Source organism: Microcella sp., assembly GCF_051860105.1.
Lineage (GTDB): Bacteria > Actinomycetota > Actinomycetes > Actinomycetales > Microbacteriaceae > Microcella.
Genome location: NZ_JBHYEO010000009.1, coordinates 20,475 through 42,811, shown reverse-complemented (window position 1 = coordinate 42,811; position 22,337 = coordinate 20,475). Strand labels below are relative to the sequence as shown.

The following is a 22,337-nucleotide window of genomic DNA, read 5'->3' as shown; positions in this document are numbered from 1 at the left end:
CCTTGTACTGTGCGGTTGTCATGCGGTGAAGATTCGGGTGAGGGCGGGGGCGACGTCGCGGTGGGTGAGCACCGTCTGCATGACGCCACGGCCGGCCCTGGTCAGCTCTCGGGCGAGCTCGGTGTCGTGCTCGCCGCTGAGGTCGAGCATCACATCGAGCCGCGGCAACAGGGCCGCGATCGGCCGCGGGTCGGGGCCGGCATTGTGCACGCAGTCTGACAACAACACCACGCGCGCATCCTGCGCGGGCCGCTTGCGCAGTTCCTGCGCGGCGAGCTCGAGCGGGAAGCCGACGTTCGTGAGGCCGCGGGCGGGAATGCTGGTCAGCAGGTCGAGCAGCCGATCGGGGCTCTGGTGCTGGCCGAAGGTCTGCAGCACGGCGGCATCTGACCAGAAGGCGATGAGCGCCAGGTCGTCGTTCGACAGCTCCCCCGCGAGGGCCCCGACAATCGCCGCCGCTGTGCGGATTCTCTCGCCCTTCATCGAGCCCGAGACGTCGACCACGAGCACCACCGAGCGCCGGGTGCGCACCCGCTCGCGCACGATGATGTCTTCGTCTTCCGGAACCGGACGCTCGGCGAGCATCTCGATGGTCTTGTCGAGGTCGATCTCGTCGGAGCCCCTCCGGTAGGGCACGCTCGCGATCGCACCCGCGCCGCGCTGCGAGCGGGCATCCTTCTTCGCACGGGGAATCAGCAGGCGCGACGCAATTTGCCGTGCCAACGCGCGCACCTCGGCGTCGAGCGCGCCCGTCGCCTCGATCGGCACCAGTTCGGCGACCTCGTCGGTGAAGCCCTCGGCCGTTCCGCCCGGGCGCTGCTTCTGATGCCCCGCCCGCGCTCCCGGGCGCGCGCGAAAGACCATGCCCGCACCCCCCTGCCCCGGCTCGAAGACGCTCGGCTTCTGATCGAGCTGCTTCGGCTGGCGCGAGAGCGGCCGACTCGGTGTGGTCGACCGCTGCCCCTGACGTGTGCGCTGAACCGGCGAGTCGACCTGCAGTTCTCTTCATCCGGGCTCGGCCATGGCGGGCTCGAGCACGAAGCGGTCTTCCCAGATCTCGCGCAACACGGCCTCGGGCGTGATGTCGACGGCCTCATCAATGTGAATGCGCCCGGAGAGCGCGACCACCATCGCGTCGTAAACGAGCTCGGGGTAGCGCTCGTGATCGGGCTCGGCGATCGACCGCAGGCCCGCCAGCTGACCCGCCACCGCGACGAGGTCGATCGCGCCGCGCACACTCGAACCCTGGCGAATGTACGGATGCTCGCGCGTCGCCCGCGTGACCGCGACCGCATCGCCCACCAGGCGGTCGGCCAGCGCACCCTGCGGTTTCGCCCGCAGGTGCACGATGCTCTCTTCGGCCTCGGCACTCTGGTAGTCGACGGCGAGGCGGTTGAGGCGGTCGGTGATCGACGACGACAGCTTGGTGGTGCCGACGTTGTCGTAGGGGTTCATCGAGGCGATCACCCGGAAGGTGGGCAGCGCCTGGATGATGCCGACGCGCGGAATGGCGAGCCGGCGGTCGGCCATCGCGGTGAGCAGCGTGTTGAGGGTGTCGTCGGGGGCGCGGTTGAACTCTTCGATGTAGAGAAAGCCCCCCGTCTGCATCGCCTCGGTCAGCGGGCCGGGCACGAAGTTGTCGGGCGAATAGTCTTCGCGCAGTACCCGCGAGGGGTTGTGGTGCCCGACGAGCTTCGCCGGGGTGAGGTCAGCGTTGCCCTCGACGAACAGCAGGGGAATGCCCCACTCTTCGGTGATGGCCTTCAACATGGTCGTCTTGCTGGTGCCGGGCGGGCCTTCGAGCACGATGTCACGGCCGGCCGCGACGGCCGCGAGCGTGAGTTCGATCTCACGCTCGCGGCCGACGAGGTGAGCCGCGACACGGTAGCGACTCGCCGAGACCGTGGAAGTGTCGGTCACTGGACCATCATTCCGGCATGGACGGGCATGGTCACTCCCATGATGATCTCCTTCGCATTCTTCGTTGACGTCGGGATGCCCGGCCCGCGGTCGCCCGCGGGCCGGGCTCGTACGGCACTACTTGATGAGCATTCCCGCGTCGACCGGCAAGGTGACGCCCGTGACATATCGGGCTTCGTCTGAAGCGAGCCAGAGCATGGCATTCGAGATGTCAGCAGACTCGACCCAGCCCACCGGAATGGCGTTCATGAGCTTGGCCGCGTCGAGGAAGTCGTCGACTCCCGGGTTCTCGAGGTCGGGTCGGAACAACTTGAAGGTCGCATCGTTGTTGACCATCGGGGTGTCGACCGTCGTCGGATGGATCGAGTTGACACGAATCCCGTCGGCAGCGAGTTCGAGCGCGAGCGAGCGCATGAGCCCCACCACGCCGTGCTTCGCCGCAACGTAGTGCGAAATGTTGCCCATCGCCATCAGGCCAGCTGCCGAACTGGTCATGATGATTGATCCGCCTCGCCCTCCCGCCTTGATGTGCGGGATCGCCGCGATGCACGAGCGCCACACGCCGGTGAGGTTGATGTCGACCATGTCGACGAATGCCTCCTCCGTGAGCGATTCGGCTGGCCCCATCGACGTCGAGACGCCCGCGTTGGCGATGACGACATCGAGGCGCCCGAGTTGGGCAACCCCTTCGTCGACCGCTTTCTTCAGCTGCCCGAGATTGCGCACGTCCGCCTTCGTCGCAATGATGCGGCGGTCGAGGGCTTCCACCGCGGCAACGGTCTCGTCCATATCGGCCTGGGTCGCGGGCGGCGAGGTGCTGCCTGCGATCGGCTCGACGACGTCGATGCCGATGATGTCGGCACCCTCTTCCGCGAACCGGATCGCGTGGCTGCGACCCTGCCCGCGGGCGACGCCCGTGATGAAGACCACTTTTCCGTCTAAACGCCCCATTGCGTTCTCCCTTCCTGGTGGTGGTTCACCCGCCGCCCCGTGTGACCGGGTCGGGTGCGGCGAGGGCGGCAGGTGGGCCGCCCTCGCCGGGTCTCAGCCCGATCGGGCTGTTAGCAGACGACCATGCCCGCGTCGACCGAGACCTGCGTGCCGGTGACGAACTTGGCCTCGTCAGAGGCCAGCCACAGCACCGCGTTGGCCTGATCGACCGGCTCGGTAGTGGTGTTCGGCAGCACGCCGTACCCGCCCATGACGATGCCGGGGTTCTTCTCGATGGCCGCGGGGAAGGCCGCGCCCATGCCGCCCATCATCGTGTTGACGCCGCCCGGGTGCAGGGTGTTGACCCGGATGTTGAACCGGCCGAGCTCGATCGCGTACGCCTTGCCGAGGCCGGTCACGCCGTGCTTGGCGGCGATGTACGCGGTCAGGAACGGCATGCCGACGAGACCGGCCGCGGAGCTGGTGAGGATGATCGAGCCGCCGCCGCGCGCTTTGAGGTGCGGCACCGTCGCCTGCACGGTGTGCCACACGCCGGTCAGGTTGGTGTCGATCGTGTTCTTCCAGATCTCGGGCGTCGTGCTCTCGGCGTCGGCGATGATGCAGATGCCGGCGTTGCCGACGACGATGTCGAGGCCACCGAGCTGCGCAACGCCGTCGTCAACGGCCTTCTGCAGCGCGGCCATGTCACGCACGTCGGCCTGGTGGGCGACGACGCGACGGTCGAGAGCTTCGATCATCCGGACGGTCTCGGCGAGGTCATCGGGAGTGGCCGGCGGGTACTGCAGGTCGGGCACCGGCGCGCAGAGGTCGACCGCAATGATGTCGGCGCCCTCCTCGGCGAGGCGCAACGCGTGCGCCCGGCCCTGACCGCGGGCCGCGCCCGTGACGAATGCAACTTTTCCTTCTACACGCCCCATTGCGTGCCTCCTTTGTGATCGGTACGGGAGTTGTGTGCCGCGAACCGCGCGGCGCGGGGTCGTTCTAGTGCCCGCCGCAGGCGCAAGCGCTCGCGGCGGTCGGGCTAAAGCCCGCGAGCGGGCTCTCGGCGCAGGCGTGTGTCGGCATCGCATCGGGGCGACGGATGCTGAGCGTGAGTGGCACGGGCCCCGCCTGGCCGCGCGGCCGCGGCGGCGACGTGCGGTGCGAGTGGTCACCCGTGGGCTTGGGCAGATCATCCGCCTCGCGCTCGGCCAGCAGCTGCTCGCCGAAACCGCGCACGCACTCGGGGTCGGGCCCGTCGAGTGGCAGGCCGGTGAAGAACTTGGCGGCCATGCAGCCGCCCCGGCACGAGTCGTAGAACGCGCACGAGCCGCAGGCGCCGCCGCCGGTGGGTTCGCGCAGTTTCTGGAACAGCTCGCTGTGCCGCCACACGCCCTCGAACCCGCCGGGCTCGCGGATGCTGCCGGCGAGAAACTCATCGTGAATCGCGAACGGGCAGGCGTAGACGTCGCCGATCGGGTCGATGAGACACACGACCCGGCCCGCGCCGCACAGGTTCAAGCCAGGCAGTGCCGCACCAAAGGCCGACAGGTGAAAGAACGAGTCACCCGTGAGCACGCCGTCGCCGTGCGCGACGAGCCAGTCGTACAGCTCGCGCTGCTGGTGCGGCAGCGGGTGCAGGTCATCCCACACGTCGGCACCGCGGCCGCTCGGCCGTAGTCGGGTGAGGCGCAGCTGGGCGTCGAAGCGATCGGCGATGGCCTTGAACTCGTCGAGCTGCGGAATGTTCTCGCGCGTGCACACCACCGAGATCTTGAAGCCGCGAAAGCCCGCGTCAGCAAGGTTCTGCATGGCGCGCATCGCGAGGTCGTACGACCCCGGCCCGCGCACCCGGTCGTTGACCTCCGCGGTCGCTCCGTCGAGCGAGATCTGCACGTCGACGTAGTCGCTCGCGGCGAGCCGCTGGGCAATCTCGGGGGTGATCTTCACGCCGTTGGTCGAGAACTTGACCCCCACCTGGTGATCGGTGGCGTAGTCGACGAGCTCCCAGAAATCACTGCGCACGGTCGGCTCGCCGCCGCCGATGTTCACGTAGAACACCTGCATGCGCTGCAGCTCGTCGATGATGCCCTTGCATTCCTCGGTGGTGAGCTCGCGCGGGTCGCGCCGACCCGAGCTTGAGAGGCAGTGGCTACACGACAGGTTGCACGCGTAGGTGAGTTCCCAGGTCAGGCAGATGGGAGCATCCAGCCCCTTCTCGAAATGGCCGAGCAGGGTCTGCGAGGTCGGGGCGGGGGCTCCGGCCGAGACGGTGGGCGGGCGAATCGCACTCGCGCGCGGCGGCGGGGCGGTGAGGGTCATGCCGCCACCTCGTTCACCGACGAGACCGTCACCATCGTTGAGGTGACGAGGGTTGTCATAGCCCGCAGGTACCGCGCCGTCTGGGTCGACGGGACCCCGGCGACCGCGAAGGCCTCGGCCAACGGCCGGCGACCATCGCAGGCGTGAACCACGTCGAGCAGTATGCGGTCTTTCAGAAAGCTGAGTTGTCGCGTGCCGAAGTGGTAGAGCAGGGCGCCGAAGGGCTCGGGCCTGATCGAGACCCGGGGGTGCACGGCGATGACGCTGTCGAGATCGACGGTAGCCACAGTGATCGGCCTAGTAGACGCCGCACATTCCGTCGATCGATACTTCTTCTACCAGCGACTCGTCGTCGACCAGGTCGTCAACGACATCGGGGGTGGGGGTAACGGGAACGCTCATGGCATGCTCCTTTGCAATGAGTCTCTGACACAGGTGTCGGAGACGGCCGGTGCTCAGTACTGTATTGGCACTGAGTGCCGAAGGGAAGAGGGAGGCGGTGAAACATGAGTGAACTGTCGATCGTGGGCGACGCGCGCGTGGTGCGCATCGGTCGCCAGCCGGCCACCACGCACGCCGAGATCAGCCACATCGGCCTGCGCCTGTTCGTTGAGCGCGGCTTTGATCGCGTGACGGTTGACGACATTGCGGCCGCCTGCGGCATTGGTCGCCGCACCTTCTTTCGCTACTTTCCGTCGAAGAACGACCTGCCGTGGGGCCAGTTTGACGAGATGCTGCAGGGCATGCGCGATCACCTCGCGTCTCTTCCGCGCAGCCTCGCCTTGCGGGATGCCCTGCGCATCGCGATCGTCGTGTTCAACCACATCCCCCCCGACGAGCGTCAGTATCACCGCGAGCGCATGACGTTGCTGCTCACGGTGCCCTCGCTCGTCGCCCACTCGACCATTCGCTACGCCTCCTGGCGGCAGGTCATTGCCGACTTCGTCGGTGAGCGTCTGGGGATCGCCCCCTCGGCGCTGGTACCGCAAACGGTCGCCTGGGTCTGCCTCGGAGTCTCGATCGCTGCCTACGAGCAGTGGCTCGCGAACGACGACGCCTCGCTGAGCGACCTGCTCGACGAGGGTTTTCTGGCCACCCGCGACCTCATGCTGCTCGACGAGCCCCAGCGCCCATGACGAGTGCAGCCCCCGACGTGCTCGTGGTCGGGGCCGGGGGCTCGGGAGCACCCCTTGCGGCGCGGCTGGCCGCGCGGGGGTGGCGCGTGCTGTTGCTCGAAGCGGGGCCGGTTCCCGCTCCCCCCGCCATGCGTGACGGCGCGAGCCTTGCCGCGGCGATGCCCGGGCATCCCTTGGCCTTCGCGTACCCGAGCCGACTGACGGCGGGGCGCGATCACACGGTCGTGCGCGGTCGGGTCGCCGGAGGGTCAACAGCGATCAATGGCGGCTACTTTCGGCGCCCCCGTGCCCACGACCTCACCGCCTGGGCAGAGGCCGCGCACGACGATCGCTGGAGTGCCGCTGCCACACAGCCCCTGTGGGCCAACATCGAAAACGACCACGACGTCGGCGGCCGCCCCGGGCACGGCACGACCGGGCCGATGCCGGTGACCCGGGGTGATGCGAGCCACCCGGTGAGCGCCGCACTGATCGTGGCCGGAGTCGAGGCGGGCCTGCCCCTCGACCCCGACCAGAACGCCAGCCCCGAGGGGGCACCGGGAATCGGGCTGACACCCACCAACACCCTCCGGGGTGAGCGGTGGAGCACCGCGCGGGCGTACCTCGACACCCCACCGGCCTCGCTCGAGGTGCGCGGTGACCATGAGGTCATGACGGTGCTCATCGAGGGCGGGCGGGCAACCGGGGTAACGGTGCGGGTCAACGGCCGTGTCGAGAACATTCGCGCCGACCGCGTCGTGTTGTGCGGCGGGGCAATCGCCACGCCCCAGCTGCTGGTGCGCAGCGGCATTGGACCGGCCGCTCTGCTGACGAAGGCGGGCGTGCCCGTTGTGCAGGATGCTCCGGTCGGGGTGCACCTGCACGACCACCCGCAGGTTGCCGTGCGGTTCTCGGTACCCACGGCAGTGGCCGCTCATCGGGGTGAGACGTCGCTCGGCGTGTCGGCCCATGGGTCGAGCGGTGTCAGTGGCGATGTCGGTGACCTCGAAGTGCTGTCGGTGCTGCACCCCCTCGGCCGCATGCTGGGCACCGACCCGCGCGACGGGCAGCTCAGCCTGCTGATCTCGCCGCTGCGGTCAGACGGTCACGGCACACTGCTTCTCGACCCCCGCCTCGACGGTCATGCCCCCACTCTCGACTTTCGCTACCTCAGCACCGACGGCGACCGAGCGCGGCTGCGTGCGGCCGTGCGGCTGGCCGCCACCCTGCTCGCGAGCGACGCGATGCGGCAGCTCGGCGCGGTGCCCGAGCATCCGGCGCTCACCGCACTCGATGACGCCGACCTCGACGTCTGGATGGGCGCTCGCCTCTCGACCGCCCTGCACAGTTGCGGCACCACGCCCATGGGAACCGACCCCACAACCTCGGTGGTCGATGGTCGCGGTGCCGTTCATGGCGTCGAGCGACTGTTCATCGCCGACCTCGGCATCCTGCCGACGACCCCCACGAGCGGGCCGGCGGCGAGCGCCGTGCTCATCGGGCATGTGATCGCCGAGGCGCTACAGGGGTAGCTCGGCCATCGCCGGAAAGGGGTTGCCAAAGCGGTGCGCCGTGATCGACACGGCCTGCTCGCGCACAAACGGCAGCAGCTCGACCCGGCCGGCAGCCGTGACCGGGCCCGACCAGATCGCCACGTCGGGGTCTCCGTCAAGAGCGACCGAGAGCTCGCGGGCAACATCATCACCCGCGGGGGCGATCAGACGAATACGGTTCGGACGCACAGAGCGCATGCGCGTGCCAAAGCGAGCGTCTGACTCGATCGTGATCGAGGTGGCGCGCAGCGCCGACACCCCGGTGTCGAGCAGGGCGAGCAGAGTCGCGGGCAACGGCATCGCGCTGCTGATCTCGACCCGCGAACCTGCCCGGGCGGCCGCCAGCAGCACTCGCACGAGGTCGGCCAGGGGGGCGCCCTCGGCGGCGCGCACGGTCACCGGGGTGCGACGGTAGCGCAGCAGGTTGCGCTCCACACCGAGCAGGCTGTCATCGCGGGCGACGCCGAACTCGTCATCCCAGGCGCGCTGGTCGCTCAGCGCGCCGGCGCGGGCGTCGTCGAAGCCAACAAAGTCGAGCCCCGGCTGGCTCGCCTCGAGAACCTCGCGCACGCCCGTGTCGAGACCGCGCAGGCTGAGGTTCTGCTTCGGGGTGCGCGGCACCGGCGCAAACGACCCGAAGCCCATCACGTACGAGGGCCCGCCGGCTTTAGTCGAGCCCCCGACGCTCGAGCGCTTCCATCCGCCGAACGGCTGGCGGCGCACGATCGCGCCCGTGATGCCGCGGTTCACATAGAGGTTGCCGGCTTCGACGTTCTCGAGCCAGTACTCCACCTCCTCGGCGTCGAGCGAGTGCAGCCCCGCCGTGAGTCCGAAGGCCGTGGCGTTCTGCAGGTCGAGCGCCTCGTCGAGGTCGCGCGCGCGCATGAGGCCGAGCACGGGCCCGAAGTACTCGGTCGTGTGGAAGGCGCTGCCCGGCGCCACGCCGCGACGCACGCCCGGCGACCAGCTCGACCCCGAGGCGTCGAGCGCGCGCGGCTCGATGAGCCACTCCTCGCCGTCGTCGAGCGTCGTGAGGGCGCGCAGCAGCTTGCCCGAGGCACGCTCGATGAGCGGCCCGACGACCGTGGTCGGGTCGAGGGCGGGGCCGACGCGCAGGGTGCGCACGGCATCCACGAGTTGGCGCTCGAACCGCTCCGACGTCGCGACCGAGCCGACGAGAATCGCAAGCGAGGCCGCCGAGCACTTCTGGCCGGCGTGTCCGAAGGCCGACTTGACCAGGTCGGCGACGGCGAGGTCGATGTCGGCCGAGGGCGTGATGACGATCGCGTTCTTGCCGCTCGTCTCGGCGAGGATCGGCAGGTCGGCCCGCCACGAACGGAACAGCGCCGCGGTCTCCCACGCCCCCGTCAGCACGAGCCGGTCGACGGCCGGGTGCGCGATGAGCGCCTGGCCGACCTCGTTCTCGGGCACGTCGACGAAGCGCAGCACCTCGCGCGGCACGCCCGCATCCCACAGCGCCTCGACCATGACGGCCGCACTGCGCGTCACCTGCGGCGCGGGCTTGATGATCACGGCGCTGCCCGCGGCGAGCGCCGCGAGCACGCCGCCCGCGGGGATGGCGACGGGGAAGTTCCACGGCGGCGCGACCACCGTCAGCCGCACGGGCGTGAAGGTCGCGTCATCGATGCGCGTCAGGTCGCGCACGCTCTCGGCGTAGTAGTGCGCGAAGTCGATGGCCTCGCTCACCTCGGGGTCGCCCTCGGCGAGGGTCTTGCCGGCCTCGGCCGCCATCACCTCGAGCAGGTCGGCGCGGCGCGCGGCGAGCATCCGACCAGCCGCATGCAGGATGCCCGCACGATCGTCGACCGACCGCGCGGCCCAGTCGGCTCCGGCCCCGCGGGTCTCGGCGACGATGCGCTCGATCGCGGCGACCGACGCCACCGCGCTCGCGTCGACGAGCGCCTGGCCCCGTGTCGTCGTCTGAGCGCGCTGCAGGATCGCCCGGGCCCACGTGCGATTCGCGGGGAGGGCGACGTCGGTGTCGGCAGAGTTCTCGAAGCCTGACCGCACACCGCCGGGCTCGGGCAGCGCCGTGGTGCCCTCGAGCGGCCGCTCGTCGAGCCGGTTCTGCACGCGGTGCGGCGCGGGAGCGGCAGGCGCGGCCTGGAACGCGGCGAGCGAGGCGCGGAAGCGCTGCTCCTCCCGGTCGAAGATTGCGGCGTCGCGTGTGAGCTCGAACACGCCGGAGAGGAAGTTCTCGGAGCTCGCGTTCTCCTCGAGCCGGCGGATCAGGTAGCTGATGGCCGATTCGAAGTCGCGCGGGTGCACGACGGGTGTGTACAGCAGCAGGTGCCCGACGGTGCGGCGCACGGCGTCGGCCTGGTCGGGCGCCATGCCGAGCAGCATCTCGACCTCCACGCTCTGCGAGACCCCGCGCGCCTCGGCGAGCAGCCAGGCCCACGCGATGTCGAACAGGTTGTGGCCCGCGAGGCCGATGCGCACCGCATCCACCCGATCGGGGCGCAGCGCAGCCTCGAGCACGCGCTTGTAGTTGGCGTCGCTGTCGCGTTTGCTGGGCAGCACGGCGACGGGCCAGTCGTGCAGCGCAGCATCCACCCGCTCCATGGCGAGGTTGGCGCCCTTCACGACGCGCACCTTGATGCCCGCCCCGCCGGCCGCCCGCCGCTGCTGGGCCCAGATCGTGAGCCGGTCGAGCGCGGGCAGCGCCTCGGGCAGGTAGGCCTGCAGCACGATGCCGGCCTCGTAGCCGCGCAGCGAGGGCCGGTCGAGCAGCCGCTGGAACACCTCGATCGTCAGATCGAGATCGCGGAACTCCTCCATGTCGAGGTTGAGGAAGGCCGGGGTCACGCCGAGCGCCGCCGTCTCGTAGAGGGGCACGAGCCGCTCGACGACCCGCTCGACCGTCTCGTCGAAGGCCCACATGCTCAGCTGGCTGACGACGGCCGAGACCTTGACCGAGACGTAGTCGACGTCGGGGCGCTTGACGAGCTCGGTGATGCCCGCGAGTCGGCGATCGGCCTCGCCGTCGCCGAGCACTGCCTCGCCCAGCAGGTTGATGTTGAGCCGATCGCCCTCGCCCTGCAGCCGTTCGAGCGTGCGCCCGAGGCGGGTCGGGGTCGCATCGACGACGAGGTGCCCGACCATGCCGCGCAGCACGCGCCGCGCGATGGGCACGATGGGCCAGGGCAGCAGCCGCGCGAGGGGTCCGCCGATGGCGATGAGCACGCGCAGCGGCCAGGGCAGGAAGCGCGGGATGCGCTGCGCGAGCTGCTCGAGGTTGCGCGCCGCGACGCCGAGGTCGTCGGGCCGAGCCACCCGGTCGACGAACCCGATGGCGAACTCGAGCCCCGCCTCGTCGTGCAGCAGCCCCGCCAAGCGCGCGGCGCCGGCGTCGGTCTGCGCCCCCTCGGTCTGCCGCAGCCACTGCCGCACCAGGCCGACGGCGGCATCGGCATCGGGCTGCTCGAGAGTCGTCACGCGCCCATCCTCTCGCGCGCGGGCATCTCGCGCCCAGTTCTCGGCGGATACGCTGGCGCCATGGGCACACAGCGCGACGTCGTCATCATCGGCGGAGGCCACAACGGCCTGACCGCCGCCGCCTACCTGGCCCAGGCCGGGCTCGACGTGCAGGTGCTCGAGCGCCTCGACGTGCTCGGCGGCGCCGCGATCTCGGCCGAAGCCTTCGCGGGGGTGGATGCCCGGCTCAGCCGCTACTCGTACCTCGTGAGCCTGCTGCCCCAGCGCATCATCGACGACCTCGGGCTGAGCATCGAGCTCGCGCCGCGCCGCTACAGTTCCTACACTCCCGTGCCCGGCACCGACCACGGCCTGCTCGTCGACAACCACGATCCGGTCGCGACCGCCGAGAGCTTCGCGGCGCTCGGTGCTGAGGACGACGCCGTCGCCTGGGCCCGCTTCTACGAGGGCACGCAGCACCTCGCCCGGGCGCTGTTCCCGACCGTGACCGACCCGCTGCTGACGCGGTCGGAGGCGCGCGCCGCGGTGGTCGCGGCGGCCGACGCGGCCGGCATCGACGGGGCCGCCCTGTGGGATGCCCTCATCGAGCAGCCCGTCGGCCGCACGATCGCCGACACCTTCCGCAACGACGTCGTGCGCGGCGTCGTCTACACCGACGCGCTCATCGGCACCTTCGCCCCGAACGACGACGAGACGCTGCTCGCCAACCGCTGCTTCCTCTACCACGTGATCGGCGGCGGAACGGGCGACTGGAACGTTCCCGTCGGGGGCATGGGCGCCGTCTCGGGCGAGCTCGAGCGGGCCGCGCGGCTCGCGGGCGCGACCCTCACGACGGGGGCCGAGGTCGTCGCGCTGACGGCCGACAAGACCGTCCGCTGGGTCGACGACGCCGGGGTCGAGCACGCGACGAGGGCCGAGCACGTGCTCGTCAACTGCTCGCCGCACGAGCTCGCGCGGCTGCTCGCCGCAGGCGACGAGAGCGCAGCATCCGGTGATGCGGGTATGGCCGCCCCACCCGCCGAGGGCGCCCAGGTCAAGGTCAACCTGCTGCTGCGCCGCCTGCCGCGCCTGCGCGACGAGAGCGTCGACCCGGCCGCGGCCTTCGGCGGCACCTTCCACATCAACGAGACGTTCAGCCAGCTGCAGCGCGCCTACGACGAAGCCGCGGCGGGGCAGGTGCCGGGCGTCATCCCCGCCGAGATCTACTGCCATTCGCTCACCGACCCGAGCATCCTCGGCCCCGAGCTGCGCGCCTCGGGCGCCCAGACGCTCACGGTCTTCGCCCTGCACGTGCCCGACCGGCTGCTGACCGAGGCGAACAACGACGCCATGCGCGAGACCCTGCAGCGGGCCGTGCTCGACTCGCTGAACTCGGTGCTCGCCGAGCCGATCGAGAGCCTGCTGCTCATCGACGCGCACGGTGAGCCGTGCGTCGAGACGAAGACGACACGCGATCTCGAGCACGTACTGCGACTGCCGGGCGGCAGCATCTTCCACGGCGATCTCGCGTGGCCGTGGGCAGAAGACGACGAGCCGCTCGACACCCCCGCGCGCCGCTGGGGCGTCGCCACCGGGATGCCCGGCGTGCTGCTCTGCGGATCGGGTGCGCGCCGCGGCGGAGCGGTCAGCGGCATCGCGGGACACAACGCCGCGATGGCGGTGCTCGAGTCGCGCTAATTCGTGGTGGGGATTCAGGACGCCTGCGTCGTGAGCGTCTTGAGAGTATGGGTGGGCCCGACGACAGAAGAGGCCACGATGACGGTGTCACTGCGACAAGCGACCGCGAGCGATGTTGAGTCGCTCGCGGCACTCCACATTCGAACCTGGTTCGAGACCTACGGCCACCAGTTGCCGAGCCAGTTCTATGATGACGCGGCGCTCGAGCATCGTCGTCGAATGTGGACCCGCGCGCTAGTCCAAGAGCCTGACTCGAAGCATCGAATCGTGGTTGCCGAGGATAAAGGACTCGTCGGATTCGCATGGTCCGGTCCGACTCTTGAGGACGCGCTTGGGGTGCCAACCGAACGATCGCTCTACGCGATCTACGTATTGGCGAGTCACCACGGACAAGGAATCGGCCAGCGGTTGCTCGATGCAGTCATCGGCGACGGGCCGGCAACGCTCTGGGTGGCGCGAGATAATCCGCGTGCCCACCGGTTCTACGAGAAGAACCGCTTTATTGCCGACGGGGTCGAAAAGCCCGACGAGCGCGTCCCTACTTTCTGGGAGATGCGGCTCGTACGCCAGGAGTGATTTCTCCTGGCACAGAAAAAACTCGGCCCCAGAGGGACCGAGTGGTGTGTAAAGGACCATAGCACGGTGGCCACAGCTCCGCGTTACTCAGTCCACGCCGGCGGTCCAACGCTTGAGAGCGAGGACTTTCACATTCACCAGCCGTCTGGTCGAGTTGTTCTTCCTATCGTCCGAGTCAACTGCGAAGAACGCACTTCCTCCGCCGTCAACTGATGCCACCAGTGACCACCCACACCGTCTGATGGCAAGCCGCCGAGCTTTCCGGCTCGGTAGCTGGGCGTCGGGTTCACCAGGCCTAGTGGTACTCGAAGACGCGCCTGCGCAATCGGGAACTCAAGATCACTGTCGTTGCTGATGACGACCGCCGCGTCCACTCGTTTCTCAAGGACATCGAGGAGTAGATGAGACGCGACGTTGACATCGGAGCCTTTCTCTTCCCGGCGGGCAACCGACGCCATGAAGGTTGCGGACGCGTCATCGGCCCCTGTGAAATCCTTCACCATGATGGGCCATTGCGGGCGTGTGAGAACCGGTCGCCCCTTACGGTCAGACACGGCAAGGGGTGCGGTCGTCACTCGTGAAACGTAGTTTCCGAGCGCGAGCACATCCACTGACTTACTGAACGTGAGAGCCCGTAGGTACACATCCTGGTCACGCTGACCATCGTGGTTAGAAGCACCGCTGATGCGAGCAGTGCAGTACACAACACGTTCGACAGCTGCGGCGTTCCAGGCCGAGTGGTCCTGCACAAGCTTTGTGGCGAGTTCGCGGAGGTCAAGCCAGCGCCAGCCTGGAGTTGAGCGCCCGCATAGTCCGCGAGCTCCGTAGTAGAGGTTGAAGCCATCGATGTAGACACCCACGCGCATGTCTCCATCATTGCAGTCTCGAGCACAACTCGACTATGGCTGGCGGCGGCAATGAGTGATTAGGTGAGGCGCTGCGGCGCTAGAGCTCGAGGGCGACCGCCACCACGAGCATCACCGCGACGAGCGCCGTCGCGCTCAGCACGATGACGGTGCGCACCATGAGCGTCCACGGATCGCGGTCGGCGACCTCCGACCGCTTCACGCGCGGCGTCGTCGCACCGACGAGGATCGCGAAACCCGCGGCGACCGCGGCGAGGCCGGCGACGAGCGGCTCGCCGAGCGTGATCGCCGTGACGGCGGCGACGAGGGCGAGCAGGGCGGAGTGCATCGCCGTGCGCTGCCACGAGAGGCTCGTGCGGTCGACGGGCGCGCGGCGGGCATCCGGTGCGGCGGCGTTCATCGCGACCCGCCCGATCACCGCGCCAGATCGATCGCCTGGAACGCCGTGAGCACGGCGAGCAGCAGCCCAACCGCCACGACACCCGCGACGACCCAGGGCAGCACCGAGGGCTCGGGGATCGGCTCGCGCAGGCGCAGTGCGCGCTCGGTGCGGCGCCACGAGACGAGCGCCCACACCGCCAGGGCTGCGCCCCCCAGGCTCGCGAGACCCGCGATGGCGAGGATGACGAGGGGAACCGCGCCGAAGCTCGACAGGGTCGCGAGGGCCACCCCGCCCGCGATGAGGGTCATGCCCGTACGGATCCACGACAGGGCCGTGCGCTCGTTGGCGAGCGAGGCCTGCACCTCGGGCTCGTCGCCCACGCCGTAGACGCTGCGGGGTCGGCGGTCGTCGTCAGTCATGACCGCACGGTACCGCCTCGCCGCGCGTCATCGGGACCCCTTGACGCGTCTCACTCCCACACGCTCGGGGCGGGCTCGCGGCGCGAGGGCAGCGCGGCGTTGCCGCTCCACTCGGCGAGCCAGGCGGGCAGCGGGTGGTTCTGCGGGTCCATGCCGAAGAGCTCGGCGAGCTCGGGGATGGGCACGATGCCACCCGACTTCTTCAGGAAGCGCGCCTTGATGACCGCGCGTGCGACGATCTCGCCGTCGCGCACGAAGCGCTGCTCGACATAGGCGGCGATGTCATCGATACCCACGATGCGGCTCTCGAGCTCGTAGGTCTGCCACAGTTCGAGCGAGCGGCGGTAGGTGATGGTCGAGCTGACGATGACCGGGTAGTAGCCGCGGGCGGTGAGCTCGCTCCACACCCCCGAGCGCACCATGAGGTCGATGCGGCCGAGATCCATGAGCGAGAGGTACACGCCGTTGTTCATGTGGCGCTGCAGATCGAGGTCGTTGGGCAGCACGCGAAACCGAACCGAACCGACGTCGGTGGGGGCGAGGGGCGTAGCGCGACGGGCACGCCACAGCACCCAGAGGAAGCGCAGCAGTTTGTTCACGCGGCCACGCTAGGGCGGTCAGCGCCCCCGGTGGTCTTCGATGGTGGCCTTCGCACCGAAGCGGGGCGCCTCGACGCCGAGAGAGGTGATGAGTCGCACAACCCGGTGCCGATGGCCCGCGTAGGGCGCGAGCAGCTCGAGCATGCCCGCATCGTCGACGCGATCGCCCGTGAACCAGGTGCCGATGACGTGCGGCAGGTGCGCGTCGCCGACGCTGAGCGTGTCGGGGTCGCCGTGCGAGCGCTGCAGCACCTCGGCCGCCGTCCACTCCCCCACGCCCGGAATCGAGCGCAGCGACGCGACCGCCGCCGGCCCGCCGCGACCGAGCGCGAGCGTGCGCTGCAGGGCGGTCTCGACCGCGGCCACGCGACGGATGGTCGCCATGCGCTGCGGGCCCACGCCCGCGCGATGCCAGTCGTGATCCGGGATGCTGCGCCACCCCACCCCGTCGGGCATCACGGTGAGCCCCTCGGGTGCGGGGCCGGGCGCCACCTCGCCGTGCTGCCGCACGAGCTGCCGCCACGCGCGCCGCGCTTCGACCCCCGTCACCTTCTGCTCGAGCACGGCGGCCACCGCCGCCTCCAGCACGAGGTGGGATCGGGTGAGCCGCAGCCCCCGCGTGCGCCGGCGCAGGCGCTGCAGGGCCGCCGCGGCCGCGTCGTGCGGCGCCCGCTGCTCGAGCAGGGAGTCGAGAGCGCTCCAGTCGTCGCCCGCGCCGAGCAGCTCGGGCGCGTGGTCCATGCTCCAGGCCGCACCGGGGCCCCACGCGGCGAGCTGCAGCCGGCGAGCGGCGGTCGGCGGGCCGTCGAGCACGGCCAACCGCAGCGAGGCGACACCCTCGGGTGTGCGCTGCGCGCGCCAGACCTCGCGCCACGCATCCGACCCCGCGGCGGTGTGCAGGGTTGGGTCGCCGCGCCCCCGGCGCAGGAAGCCGAGGGTGGCGCCGAGGTCGAGGGGCTCGGAGGGGGCGAGCTCGCGCTCGGCATCCGGCATCATCTCGACCACGCGCTCAGCGTACGGCCGCGCCCTGACCATGCAGAACGGCGGGGAGGCCGCTCGTCGTGAGCGCCCTCCCCGCCGTCGCGAACTGACGTGACGTATGCCTTACGGGCACTCGTACGTGACGCCGTTGACCTCCCAGACACCCGAACCGAGCTCGGCGCACACCTGCGCAAGGCCGCCGAAGAGCGCGGCACCGCCGGCGACGATGCTGACGATCACGATGATGCCGATCACGAGCCCGATGAAACCGATGATGATGCCGGCGAGGGCGAAGCCGTTCTTCTGGCCCGCCTTCTTCGACTGGTTGAGGCCCACGAAGCCGACGATGATGCCGATGAGGTGCAGACCGATGATCGACAGCACGAGCGCGACGATGCCCATGGTCTTGCCCGGGTTGACGGGGGCGGCAGCGGCACCGGAGTAGGCCGCGGCAGGCGGAGCGGGAGGAACGGGCGGAGCGGGGGGAGGAACGTCGGACATTCTGACTCCTGCGGGGTGGGGGGCCGAGGTGGCCCCGTTCGTTCGAATCGTACTGCCCCGCGTGCCCGCCGCGGCAGAGCAGTTTCTGCTCAGATCACGCCGTGATCGCGACGAGCCGCAGCACCACCGAGCCGGGTGCGCGGCGGCCCCGCAGGGCGCTCATGGCCCGGATGGCCGCGTATTGCACCCCGTACTTCTCGCGCAGCGCGGCATCGAGGTGCGCCCGTGTCTCGTCATCGTCGTGCACGCTCGCGAGCGCCTCGACGACCGAGGTGCCGGGCAGTGGCGTGCCCACCCGGTTGCAGGCCTGCAGGGTGACCTGGGGCGTGTGCCGCACGCGCTTGACCTTGCCGGCCTCGGCGCCCGTCGTCACGAGCAGGGCATCGTCGTGCCGTGCGACCCACACGGGGGTCGGCACGGCGACGCCCGAGCGGCGCGTGGTCGTGAGCAGCACGTACTGCTCGTCGGCGAGAGCGACGACGGGGTCGGTCATGGATCCTCCTGGGCGTGCGGCTGCGCCGATCACGATAGTCGCGGGGGCCGGGCGCGGGCCGTGAACCGGCCCGTTTTCGCACGGCCCCCCGCGACGGGCCATGATGGAACCCATGCGCATCGGAATGCTCACCTCCGGCGGAGACGCCCCCGGGCTCAACGCGGTCATCCGCGGGGCCGTGCTCACCGGCACGACCGTGCACCACCACGAGTTCGTGGGGTTCAAAGACGGCTGGAAGGGCCTCGTCGAGAACGACACTCTGCCCCTCGGCCGGCACGAGGTCAAGGGCATCTCGAAGCAGGGCGGCACGATCCTCGGCACGAGCCGCACGAACCCCTTCGAGGGCCGCGGCGGCGTCGACCGCATCAACGAGGTCTTCGCCGAGAACCGGCTCGACGCTCTCATCGCGATCGGCGGCGAGGGCACCCTCGCGGCAGCGAAGCGGCTGACGGATGCGGGCATCCGCATCGTCGGCGTGCCGAAGACGGTCGACAACGACCTCGACGCGACCGACTACACCTTCGGCTTCGACACGGCCGTCGGCATCGCGACCGAGGCGATGGATCGCCTGCGCACGACGGGCGACGCCCACAACCGCTGCATGGTCGCCGAGGTCATGGGCCGCCATGTCGGCTGGATCGCCCTGCACTCGGGCATGGCCGCTGGCGCCCACGCGATCCTCATCCCCGAGCAGAACACGAGCATGGAGCAGCTGTGCGCGTGGGTGCAGAGCGCCTATGACCGCGGGCGCGCCCCGCTCGTCGTCGTCGCCGAGGGCTTCACGCTCGACGGGGCCGACCAGCCGCACTCCGAGCGCGGGCTCGACGCTTTCGGCCGCCCGCGCCTGGGCGGCATCGGCGAGATGCTCGCGCCCATGATCGAGGAGCGCACGGGCATCGAGACGCGGGCGACGACCCTCGGCCACATCCAGCGCGGCGGCACCCCGAGCGCGTTCGACCGGGTGCTCGCCACGCGCCTCGGCATGGCCGCCATCTCGGCCGTCGACGACGGGCGCTGGGGTGAGATGGTCGCGCTGCGCGGCACCGAGATCGTGCGCGTGCCGTTCGAGGCGGCGCTCGGCAAGCTCAAGACGGTGCCCCAGTCGCGGTACGACGAGGCCGCGCTGCTGTTCGGCTGAACCCTGCCGTCTCCGGCGCCTGCGCCCTAGGCTGGCGGTCATGACGCGCGGCTGGCAGATCACCCTCACGGACGACGCGCCGCGGGTCGAGCTCGTCGAGCTGGACGCCGAGTCGCTGCGGCCGCCCGCCGATGCTCCGGATGCTGCGGCCGACGTCGAGGTCGCCGTCACGTTCTCAGGACTCAACTTCAAAGACGCGCTGGCGTTCACCGGCAACCCGGGTGTCGTGCGGTGCTCGCCCCTCGTGCCCGGCATCGACGTCGTCGGCACGGTCGCCGCCTCGTCGACCCCGCGCTGGGCGGTCGGCGACCGCGTGCTGCTCAACGGCGCCGGTGCCGGCGAGACGCGCCACGGCGGGCTCGCCGAGCGCGCGCACCTCGACGGGGCAACGCTCGTCGCGACCCCGACCGTGTTCACGGATGCCCAGGCCGCCGGCATCGGAACCGCGGGCTTCACCGCCATGCTCGCCGTGCTCGCCCTCGAGCGGCACGGCGTGACGAGCGGCGACGTGCTCGTGACGGGCGCCAGTGGTGGACTCGGATCGTTCGCGATCGCCCTGCTCGCCCGCGCGGGCTTCACGGTGACGGCCGCGACCGGTCGGCCCGAGAACGCGGCGCGGCTGCGGGCGCTCGGCGCCGCGAGCATCATCGACCGCTCCGAGCTCGACCGCCCCTCCCGGGCGCTCGAGTCGCAGCGCTGGGCGGGCGTGATCGATGCGGGGTGCGGGCAGCCGCTCGCGACGGCCCTCGCGCAGGTGCGGCCCCTCGGCGCGGTGGTCGCCTGCGGCAACGCCTCATCGCCCGCGCTCGCGACGACGGTCATGCCGTTCATCCTGCGCGGTGTCGCCCTGCTCGGCGTGAACTCGACGATCACCCCGCTCGCCCTGCGCGAGCAGGCCTGGCAGCGACTGGCGCGCGACCTCGACCCCGCGGTCGTCGACTCCATCGCGCGCACGGTCGAGCTCGAGCACGCGGCCGAGCGTGCCGCCGACGTGCTCGCCGGGCGGGTGCCCGGCCGCCTCGCGGTGCGGGTGGCCTCGGGAGCATCCGCATGACCGCGCTGCAGCTCATCGGCCTCGTGCTCGCCGGCATGGCTGCGACCCTGCACGTGGCGTTCTTCGTGCTCGAGAGCGTGCTCTTCCGGCTGCCGCTCGGTCGCCGCGTCTTCGGCGTGCGGGCCGAGAACGATTCGGCCCCGCTGCGGCTCTTCGCCGTCAATCAGGGCGTCTACAACCTCGCGCTCGCGATCGTCGTGTTCGTGGGCATCGTGCTCGTCGTGCTCGATCCCGGCGCGATCGCGGGCACCGCGGTCATCGTCGCCGGGTGCGCGGTCATGACGGTGGCCGGAGCCGCCTTGGCCTTCACGGCGCCGCCCCGCACGCTTCCGATTGCGCTCGCGCAGGGCATCCCGCCCCTCGTCGCGATCGTCGCGCTGGTAGCGGGTCGCTGACCGCTGGTGCCGACAGGCGCTACGGGATGACGGGCGGAGCGCTGTCGTTCGGGTTCATGGCGTACTCGGCGAGCGCTCGCACGAGGGCCTGGGTCGAGCGCTCCTCGGCGATGCGGTGCACGGCGAGGCCGGCGGCACGGGCGTCGAAGGCCGTGCGCGGGCCGATGCAGACGACCACGGTGCCCGACGGCAGGGGGGCGAACTGCTCGGCGATCTGCCGCGCCACGCTGCCCGAGCTCACGATGAGCGCGCCGATCGATCCCGCGGCGATGTCGGCCACGACCTCTGCGGGGGCCGTGACTCCGACGGTGCGGTAGGCGGTCACGAAGCGCGCGTCGATGCCGCGCTCGGCGAGGCCGCTCACGAGGGTCGGCTCGGCGATCTCGCTCTGGGGCACGAGCACCGCGCCCTGCGCGGCGGTGCCGGGCCATTCGCGCACGAGACCGCGGGCGGAGTGGTCGGTCGGCACGAAGTCGACCGAGTACCCGGCGAGCTGCAGGGCGTGCGCGGTCGTCTCGCCGACGGCGGCGATGCGCGTCGTCGCCGGAACCCGCACGCCATGGCCGACGAGCACGTCGACCGTGGTCGCGCTCGTCACGACGAGCCAGCCGAAGTCGCCCGCCTGCAGCGCGGCGAGCTCGGCGGCGAGCTGCTCGGGGTTCTCGGTGCCGGCGAAGTTGATGAGCGGAGCGATGACAGGGGCGGCGCCCAGCGCGCGGAGCTGTGCCGCGACGCCGTCACCCCACTTGCCGCCGCGCGGCACGAGAACCCGCCAGCCCAGGAGCGGCTTGATGACCGGCAGCACGCCCGTAGGCGTGCGCTCGATCGTCAGGTCGTGCGAAGAGAGAGCCATCCCTTCCATGATGACTCTGCTGACGCGAGAGTCATAATCGGGCGAGGGCTCGACCGGGGCTGCGATCAGTCGTCGCTGAAGATCGCCCAGGCGACGAGCCCGACGACGACCACGGCGGCCGCGGTCGCCCCGATGATCCACGGCACGGGGTTGGCCTGGTACGAGCTCTTCACGCGCTCGGTGAGCTCGCCGGCCTGCTTCTTCACGTCGAGCTTGTCGTCGATCGCGTCCAAGGTCTGCTCCAGGCGGGCACGGGTGGCCGCGACGGGGCTCGAGACGGTGTCGCTCATGATGCTCCTCGCTTTCTGAGCCCGCGTACGACGCGGACATCTTCTTTGACGCTCTCGATGGTCTGGGTGGGGGTGGGCGGTACGCCGTGCTTGAGCTGGGCCACGCCGATCGCCGCGGCGATGCCGGCGAGCACGAGCAGCGCACCGCCGACGATCAGTGCGGCCGCCCACGCGGGCAGCACGAGCGCGAGGGCGAGAATGCCCGCGGCCGTCAGCACGAGCGTCGCGAAGAAGGCGAACACTCCGGCGGTGACGAGGAACCCGGCACCGATGCCCGCGGCCTTGAGCTTGCCGACGATCTCGGCCTTGAGCGACGCGATCTCGGCCTCGATGAGCTCACGGATCAGCCCCGGAATGTCGGAGATGAGCTTGAAGAGGCCGCGGCGCTCCCGCGTCGTACCCGGCGCCGTGTCGGTCATGACGACGGAGCGGTGGCAGTGCCCTGCGCAGCGGACTTGCGTGCGGCAGGCTTCTTCGCCGCCGCCGCCGTCGGCTTGGCCGCGGCGGGCTTGGCCGGCTTCTTCGGCCCCCGACCGGTCACCTGGTCGACGACCTTCTTCGCACCGTCGGAGACGAACTCGGCGACTTCGGGCGCTTTCTCCTTCACGAAGTCTTCGACCTGGTCGACCCGCTTCTGCACGCGCGGGTCGTTCCAGAAGCCCTTCGCGGCATTCGCGATCTGCTCGTAGCGCTCGCGGCCAGCACGAGTGCCCAGCACGTAGCCGACGGCGAGGCCGGCGGCGAACAGGATCTTGCCTCTCATGACGCACTCCTCACGCTGCCCGACCGTGGCGGATCGGCCGCGGCAACTCCC

26 protein-coding genes are annotated in these 22,337 nt (G+C 70.5%); 7 read left to right on the top strand and 19 right to left on the bottom strand.

Going from position 1 to position 22,337, the window contains the following annotated elements:
* Nucleotides 1-18: 18 nt before the first annotated feature.
* The 7 genes from ACTIE9_RS06955 to mftA all read right to left on the bottom strand — a co-directional run bounded on the left by ACTIE9_RS06955 (nt 19) and on the right by mftA (nt 5,574).
* Nucleotides 19-864 (bottom strand): vWA domain-containing protein, encoded by an 846-nt coding sequence (locus ACTIE9_RS06955; protein ID WP_439564853.1) that lies wholly within the window; start codon nt 862-864, stop codon nt 19-21.
* Nucleotides 865-1,005: 141 nt separating this feature from the next.
* Entirely contained in the window at nt 1,006-1,920 is a 915-nt protein-coding gene (locus ACTIE9_RS06950; protein ID WP_439564852.1) for an AAA family ATPase, read from the bottom strand.
* A gap of 117 nt (nt 1,921-2,037) precedes the next feature.
* A complete protein-coding gene (locus ACTIE9_RS06945) occupies nt 2,038-2,871 on the bottom strand; it encodes a mycofactocin-coupled SDR family oxidoreductase (RefSeq protein WP_439564851.1) in 834 nt (277 codons plus the stop codon).
* Nucleotides 2,872-2,981: 110 nt separating this feature from the next.
* A complete protein-coding gene (locus ACTIE9_RS06940; RefSeq protein WP_439564850.1) occupies nt 2,982-3,788 on the bottom strand; it encodes a mycofactocin-coupled SDR family oxidoreductase in 807 nt (268 codons plus the stop codon).
* A 64-nt stretch (nt 3,789-3,852) separates the two neighbouring features.
* Nucleotides 3,853-5,172, bottom strand: a complete 1,320-nt coding sequence (gene mftC, locus ACTIE9_RS06935; RefSeq protein WP_439564849.1) for a mycofactocin radical SAM maturase — start codon at nt 5,170-5,172, stop codon at nt 3,853-3,855.
* A complete protein-coding gene (gene mftB, locus ACTIE9_RS06930; RefSeq protein WP_439564848.1) occupies nt 5,169-5,459 on the bottom strand; it encodes a mycofactocin biosynthesis chaperone MftB in 291 nt (96 codons plus the stop codon). The genes mftC and mftB overlap by 4 nt, the downstream gene beginning before the upstream one ends.
* A 10-nt stretch (nt 5,460-5,469) precedes the next feature.
* Nucleotides 5,470-5,574 (bottom strand): mycofactocin precursor MftA, encoded by a 105-nt coding sequence (mftA, locus tag ACTIE9_RS06925; protein WP_439564847.1) that lies wholly within the window; start codon nt 5,572-5,574, stop codon nt 5,470-5,472.
* Nucleotides 5,575-5,696: 122 nt separating this feature from the next.
* Between mftA and mftR the strand changes: the two genes are divergently transcribed.
* Together mftR and ACTIE9_RS06915 are read left to right on the top strand one after the other, a co-directional pair.
* On the top strand, nt 5,697-6,308 hold the full coding sequence (gene mftR, locus ACTIE9_RS06920; protein ID WP_439564846.1) for a mycofactocin system transcriptional regulator: 612 nt from the start codon (nt 5,697-5,699) through the stop codon (nt 6,306-6,308).
* Nucleotides 6,305-7,819 carry a GMC family oxidoreductase gene (locus ACTIE9_RS06915; protein WP_439564845.1) on the top strand — a complete coding sequence of 505 codons (1,515 nt, stop codon included), beginning with the start codon at nt 6,305-6,307 and terminating at the stop codon, nt 7,817-7,819. Before mftR ends, ACTIE9_RS06915 begins: the two co-directional genes overlap by 4 nt.
* On the opposite strand, the gene ACTIE9_RS06910 is transcribed toward ACTIE9_RS06915, so the two are convergent.
* Nucleotides 7,808-11,299, bottom strand: a complete 3,492-nt coding sequence (locus ACTIE9_RS06910) for a proline dehydrogenase family protein (RefSeq protein ID WP_439564844.1) — start codon at nt 11,297-11,299, stop codon at nt 7,808-7,810. The genes ACTIE9_RS06915 and ACTIE9_RS06910 overlap by 12 nt on opposite strands.
* A 60-nt stretch (nt 11,300-11,359) precedes the next feature.
* On the opposite strand from ACTIE9_RS06910, the gene ACTIE9_RS06905 reads away from it, so the two are divergent.
* Together ACTIE9_RS06905 and ACTIE9_RS06900 are read left to right on the top strand one after the other, a co-directional pair.
* Nucleotides 11,360-12,976 carry a phytoene desaturase family protein gene (locus tag ACTIE9_RS06905; RefSeq protein WP_439564843.1) on the top strand — a complete coding sequence of 539 codons (1,617 nt, stop codon included), beginning with the start codon at nt 11,360-11,362 and terminating at the stop codon, nt 12,974-12,976.
* A 78-nt stretch (nt 12,977-13,054) separates the two neighbouring features.
* A complete protein-coding gene (locus ACTIE9_RS06900) occupies nt 13,055-13,552 on the top strand; it encodes a GNAT family N-acetyltransferase (RefSeq protein ID WP_439564842.1) in 498 nt (165 codons plus the stop codon).
* Between the two features lie 134 nt (nt 13,553-13,686).
* Here ACTIE9_RS06900 and ACTIE9_RS06895 read toward each other — a convergent pair whose 3' ends face one another.
* The 7 genes from ACTIE9_RS06895 to ACTIE9_RS06865 form a co-directional block, all read right to left on the bottom strand.
* Nucleotides 13,687-14,418, bottom strand: a complete 732-nt coding sequence (locus ACTIE9_RS06895) for an NYN domain-containing protein (RefSeq protein WP_439564841.1) — start codon at nt 14,416-14,418, stop codon at nt 13,687-13,689.
* A gap of 79 nt (nt 14,419-14,497) precedes the next feature.
* Entirely contained in the window at nt 14,498-14,818 is a 321-nt protein-coding gene (locus tag ACTIE9_RS06890) for a DUF202 domain-containing protein (RefSeq protein ID WP_439564840.1), read from the bottom strand.
* A 14-nt stretch (nt 14,819-14,832) separates the two neighbouring features.
* Nucleotides 14,833-15,219 carry a YidH family protein gene (locus tag ACTIE9_RS06885; protein ID WP_439564839.1) on the bottom strand — a complete coding sequence of 129 codons (387 nt, stop codon included), beginning with the start codon at nt 15,217-15,219 and terminating at the stop codon, nt 14,833-14,835.
* A gap of 50 nt (nt 15,220-15,269) precedes the next feature.
* Complete coding sequence (locus tag ACTIE9_RS06880) at nt 15,270-15,818, bottom strand: acyl-CoA thioesterase (protein ID WP_439564838.1); 549 nt, start codon at nt 15,816-15,818, stop codon at nt 15,270-15,272.
* Between the two features lie 18 nt (nt 15,819-15,836).
* Nucleotides 15,837-16,814 carry a DNA-3-methyladenine glycosylase family protein gene (locus ACTIE9_RS06875; RefSeq protein WP_439564913.1) on the bottom strand — a complete coding sequence of 326 codons (978 nt, stop codon included), beginning with the start codon at nt 16,812-16,814 and terminating at the stop codon, nt 15,837-15,839.
* Between the two features lie 108 nt (nt 16,815-16,922).
* Entirely contained in the window at nt 16,923-17,300 is a 378-nt protein-coding gene (locus ACTIE9_RS06870) for a DUF4190 domain-containing protein (RefSeq protein WP_439564837.1), read from the bottom strand.
* A 94-nt stretch (nt 17,301-17,394) separates the two neighbouring features.
* Nucleotides 17,395-17,793, bottom strand: coding sequence for a PPOX class F420-dependent oxidoreductase (locus tag ACTIE9_RS06865; protein ID WP_439564836.1), 399 nt, complete (start codon nt 17,791-17,793; stop codon nt 17,395-17,397).
* A gap of 112 nt (nt 17,794-17,905) precedes the next feature.
* Here ACTIE9_RS06865 and ACTIE9_RS06860 point away from each other — a divergent pair, with 112 nt between their 5' ends.
* Genes ACTIE9_RS06860 through ACTIE9_RS06850 form a run of 3 tightly spaced genes read left to right on the top strand, consistent with a single transcriptional unit; the run spans nt 17,906 to nt 20,380 of the window.
* The gene (locus ACTIE9_RS06860) at nt 17,906-18,931 is read left to right on the top strand and encodes a 6-phosphofructokinase (protein WP_439564835.1); all 1,026 of its coding nucleotides are present in this window, start codon (nt 17,906-17,908) and stop codon (nt 18,929-18,931) included.
* 40 nt (nt 18,932-18,971) lie between these two features.
* A complete protein-coding gene (locus tag ACTIE9_RS06855) occupies nt 18,972-19,985 on the top strand; it encodes an acrylyl-CoA reductase family protein (RefSeq protein WP_439564834.1) in 1,014 nt (337 codons plus the stop codon).
* The gene (locus ACTIE9_RS06850; RefSeq protein WP_439564833.1) at nt 19,982-20,380 is read left to right on the top strand and encodes a DUF1304 domain-containing protein; all 399 of its coding nucleotides are present in this window, start codon (nt 19,982-19,984) and stop codon (nt 20,378-20,380) included. Before ACTIE9_RS06855 ends, ACTIE9_RS06850 begins: the two co-directional genes overlap by 4 nt.
* Before the next feature lie 19 nt (nt 20,381-20,399).
* Here ACTIE9_RS06850 and ACTIE9_RS06845 read toward each other — a convergent pair whose 3' ends face one another.
* The 4 genes from ACTIE9_RS06845 to ACTIE9_RS06830 form a co-directional block, all read right to left on the bottom strand.
* Nucleotides 20,400-21,233, bottom strand: coding sequence for a uroporphyrinogen-III synthase (locus tag ACTIE9_RS06845; RefSeq protein WP_439564832.1), 834 nt, complete (start codon nt 21,231-21,233; stop codon nt 20,400-20,402).
* Nucleotides 21,234-21,298: 65 nt separating this feature from the next.
* Nucleotides 21,299-21,523, bottom strand: coding sequence for a DUF3618 domain-containing protein (locus tag ACTIE9_RS06840; RefSeq protein ID WP_439564831.1), 225 nt, complete (start codon nt 21,521-21,523; stop codon nt 21,299-21,301).
* A complete protein-coding gene (locus tag ACTIE9_RS06835; RefSeq protein WP_439564830.1) occupies nt 21,520-21,942 on the bottom strand; it encodes a phage holin family protein in 423 nt (140 codons plus the stop codon). Before ACTIE9_RS06835 ends, ACTIE9_RS06840 begins: the two co-directional genes overlap by 4 nt.
* Nucleotides 21,939-22,286, bottom strand: a complete 348-nt coding sequence (locus tag ACTIE9_RS06830) for a YtxH domain-containing protein (protein ID WP_439564829.1) — start codon at nt 22,284-22,286, stop codon at nt 21,939-21,941. Before ACTIE9_RS06830 ends, ACTIE9_RS06835 begins: the two co-directional genes overlap by 4 nt.
* Nucleotides 22,287-22,337: the final 51 nt, after the last annotated feature.

Excerpts from the sequence above, each read along its gene's own strand:
- ACTIE9_RS06830 (WP_439564829.1), bottom strand. The coding sequence starts at position 22,286 with ATGAGAGGCAAGATCCTGTTCGCCGCCGGCCTCGCCGTCGGCTACGTG.
- ACTIE9_RS06865 (WP_439564836.1), bottom strand. The coding sequence starts at position 17,793 with ATGACCGACCCCGTCGTCGCTCTCGCCGACGAGCAGTACGTGCTGCTC.
- ACTIE9_RS06855 (WP_439564834.1), top strand. The coding sequence starts at position 18,972 with ATGACGCGCGGCTGGCAGATCACCCTCACGGACGACGCGCCGCGGGTC.
- ACTIE9_RS06870 (WP_439564837.1), bottom strand. The coding sequence starts at position 17,300 with ATGTCCGACGTTCCTCCCCCCGCTCCGCCCGTTCCTCCCGCTCCGCCT.
- ACTIE9_RS06900 (WP_439564842.1), top strand. The coding sequence starts at position 13,055 with ATGACGGTGTCACTGCGACAAGCGACCGCGAGCGATGTTGAGTCGCTC.
- ACTIE9_RS06835 (WP_439564830.1), bottom strand. The coding sequence starts at position 21,942 with ATGACCGACACGGCGCCGGGTACGACGCGGGAGCGCCGCGGCCTCTTC.
- ACTIE9_RS06890 (WP_439564840.1), bottom strand. The coding sequence starts at position 14,818 with ATGAACGCCGCCGCACCGGATGCCCGCCGCGCGCCCGTCGACCGCACG.
- ACTIE9_RS06940 (WP_439564850.1), bottom strand. The coding sequence starts at position 3,788 with ATGGGGCGTGTAGAAGGAAAAGTTGCATTCGTCACGGGCGCGGCCCGC.
- mftC (WP_439564849.1), bottom strand. The coding sequence starts at position 5,172 with ATGACCCTCACCGCCCCGCCGCCGCGCGCGAGTGCGATTCGCCCGCCC.
- ACTIE9_RS06860 (WP_439564835.1), top strand. The coding sequence starts at position 17,906 with ATGCGCATCGGAATGCTCACCTCCGGCGGAGACGCCCCCGGGCTCAAC.
- ACTIE9_RS06885 (WP_439564839.1), bottom strand. The coding sequence starts at position 15,219 with ATGACTGACGACGACCGCCGACCCCGCAGCGTCTACGGCGTGGGCGAC.
- ACTIE9_RS06915 (WP_439564845.1), top strand. The coding sequence starts at position 6,305 with ATGACGAGTGCAGCCCCCGACGTGCTCGTGGTCGGGGCCGGGGGCTCG.
- ACTIE9_RS06945 (WP_439564851.1), bottom strand. The coding sequence starts at position 2,871 with ATGGGGCGTTTAGACGGAAAAGTGGTCTTCATCACGGGCGTCGCCCGC.
- ACTIE9_RS06895 (WP_439564841.1), bottom strand. The coding sequence starts at position 14,418 with ATGCGCGTGGGTGTCTACATCGATGGCTTCAACCTCTACTACGGAGCT.
- mftA (WP_439564847.1), bottom strand. The coding sequence starts at position 5,574 with ATGAGCGTTCCCGTTACCCCCACCCCCGATGTCGTTGACGACCTGGTC.
- ACTIE9_RS06875 (WP_439564913.1), bottom strand. The coding sequence starts at position 16,814 with ATGATGCCGGATGCCGAGCGCGAGCTCGCCCCCTCCGAGCCCCTCGAC.
- ACTIE9_RS06905 (WP_439564843.1), top strand. The coding sequence starts at position 11,360 with ATGGGCACACAGCGCGACGTCGTCATCATCGGCGGAGGCCACAACGGC.
- ACTIE9_RS06840 (WP_439564831.1), bottom strand. The coding sequence starts at position 21,523 with ATGAGCGACACCGTCTCGAGCCCCGTCGCGGCCACCCGTGCCCGCCTG.
- ACTIE9_RS06845 (WP_439564832.1), bottom strand. The coding sequence starts at position 21,233 with ATGGCTCTCTCTTCGCACGACCTGACGATCGAGCGCACGCCTACGGGC.
- ACTIE9_RS06955 (WP_439564853.1), bottom strand. The coding sequence starts at position 864 with ATGGTCTTTCGCGCGCGCCCGGGAGCGCGGGCGGGGCATCAGAAGCAG.
- ACTIE9_RS06850 (WP_439564833.1), top strand. The coding sequence starts at position 19,982 with ATGACCGCGCTGCAGCTCATCGGCCTCGTGCTCGCCGGCATGGCTGCG.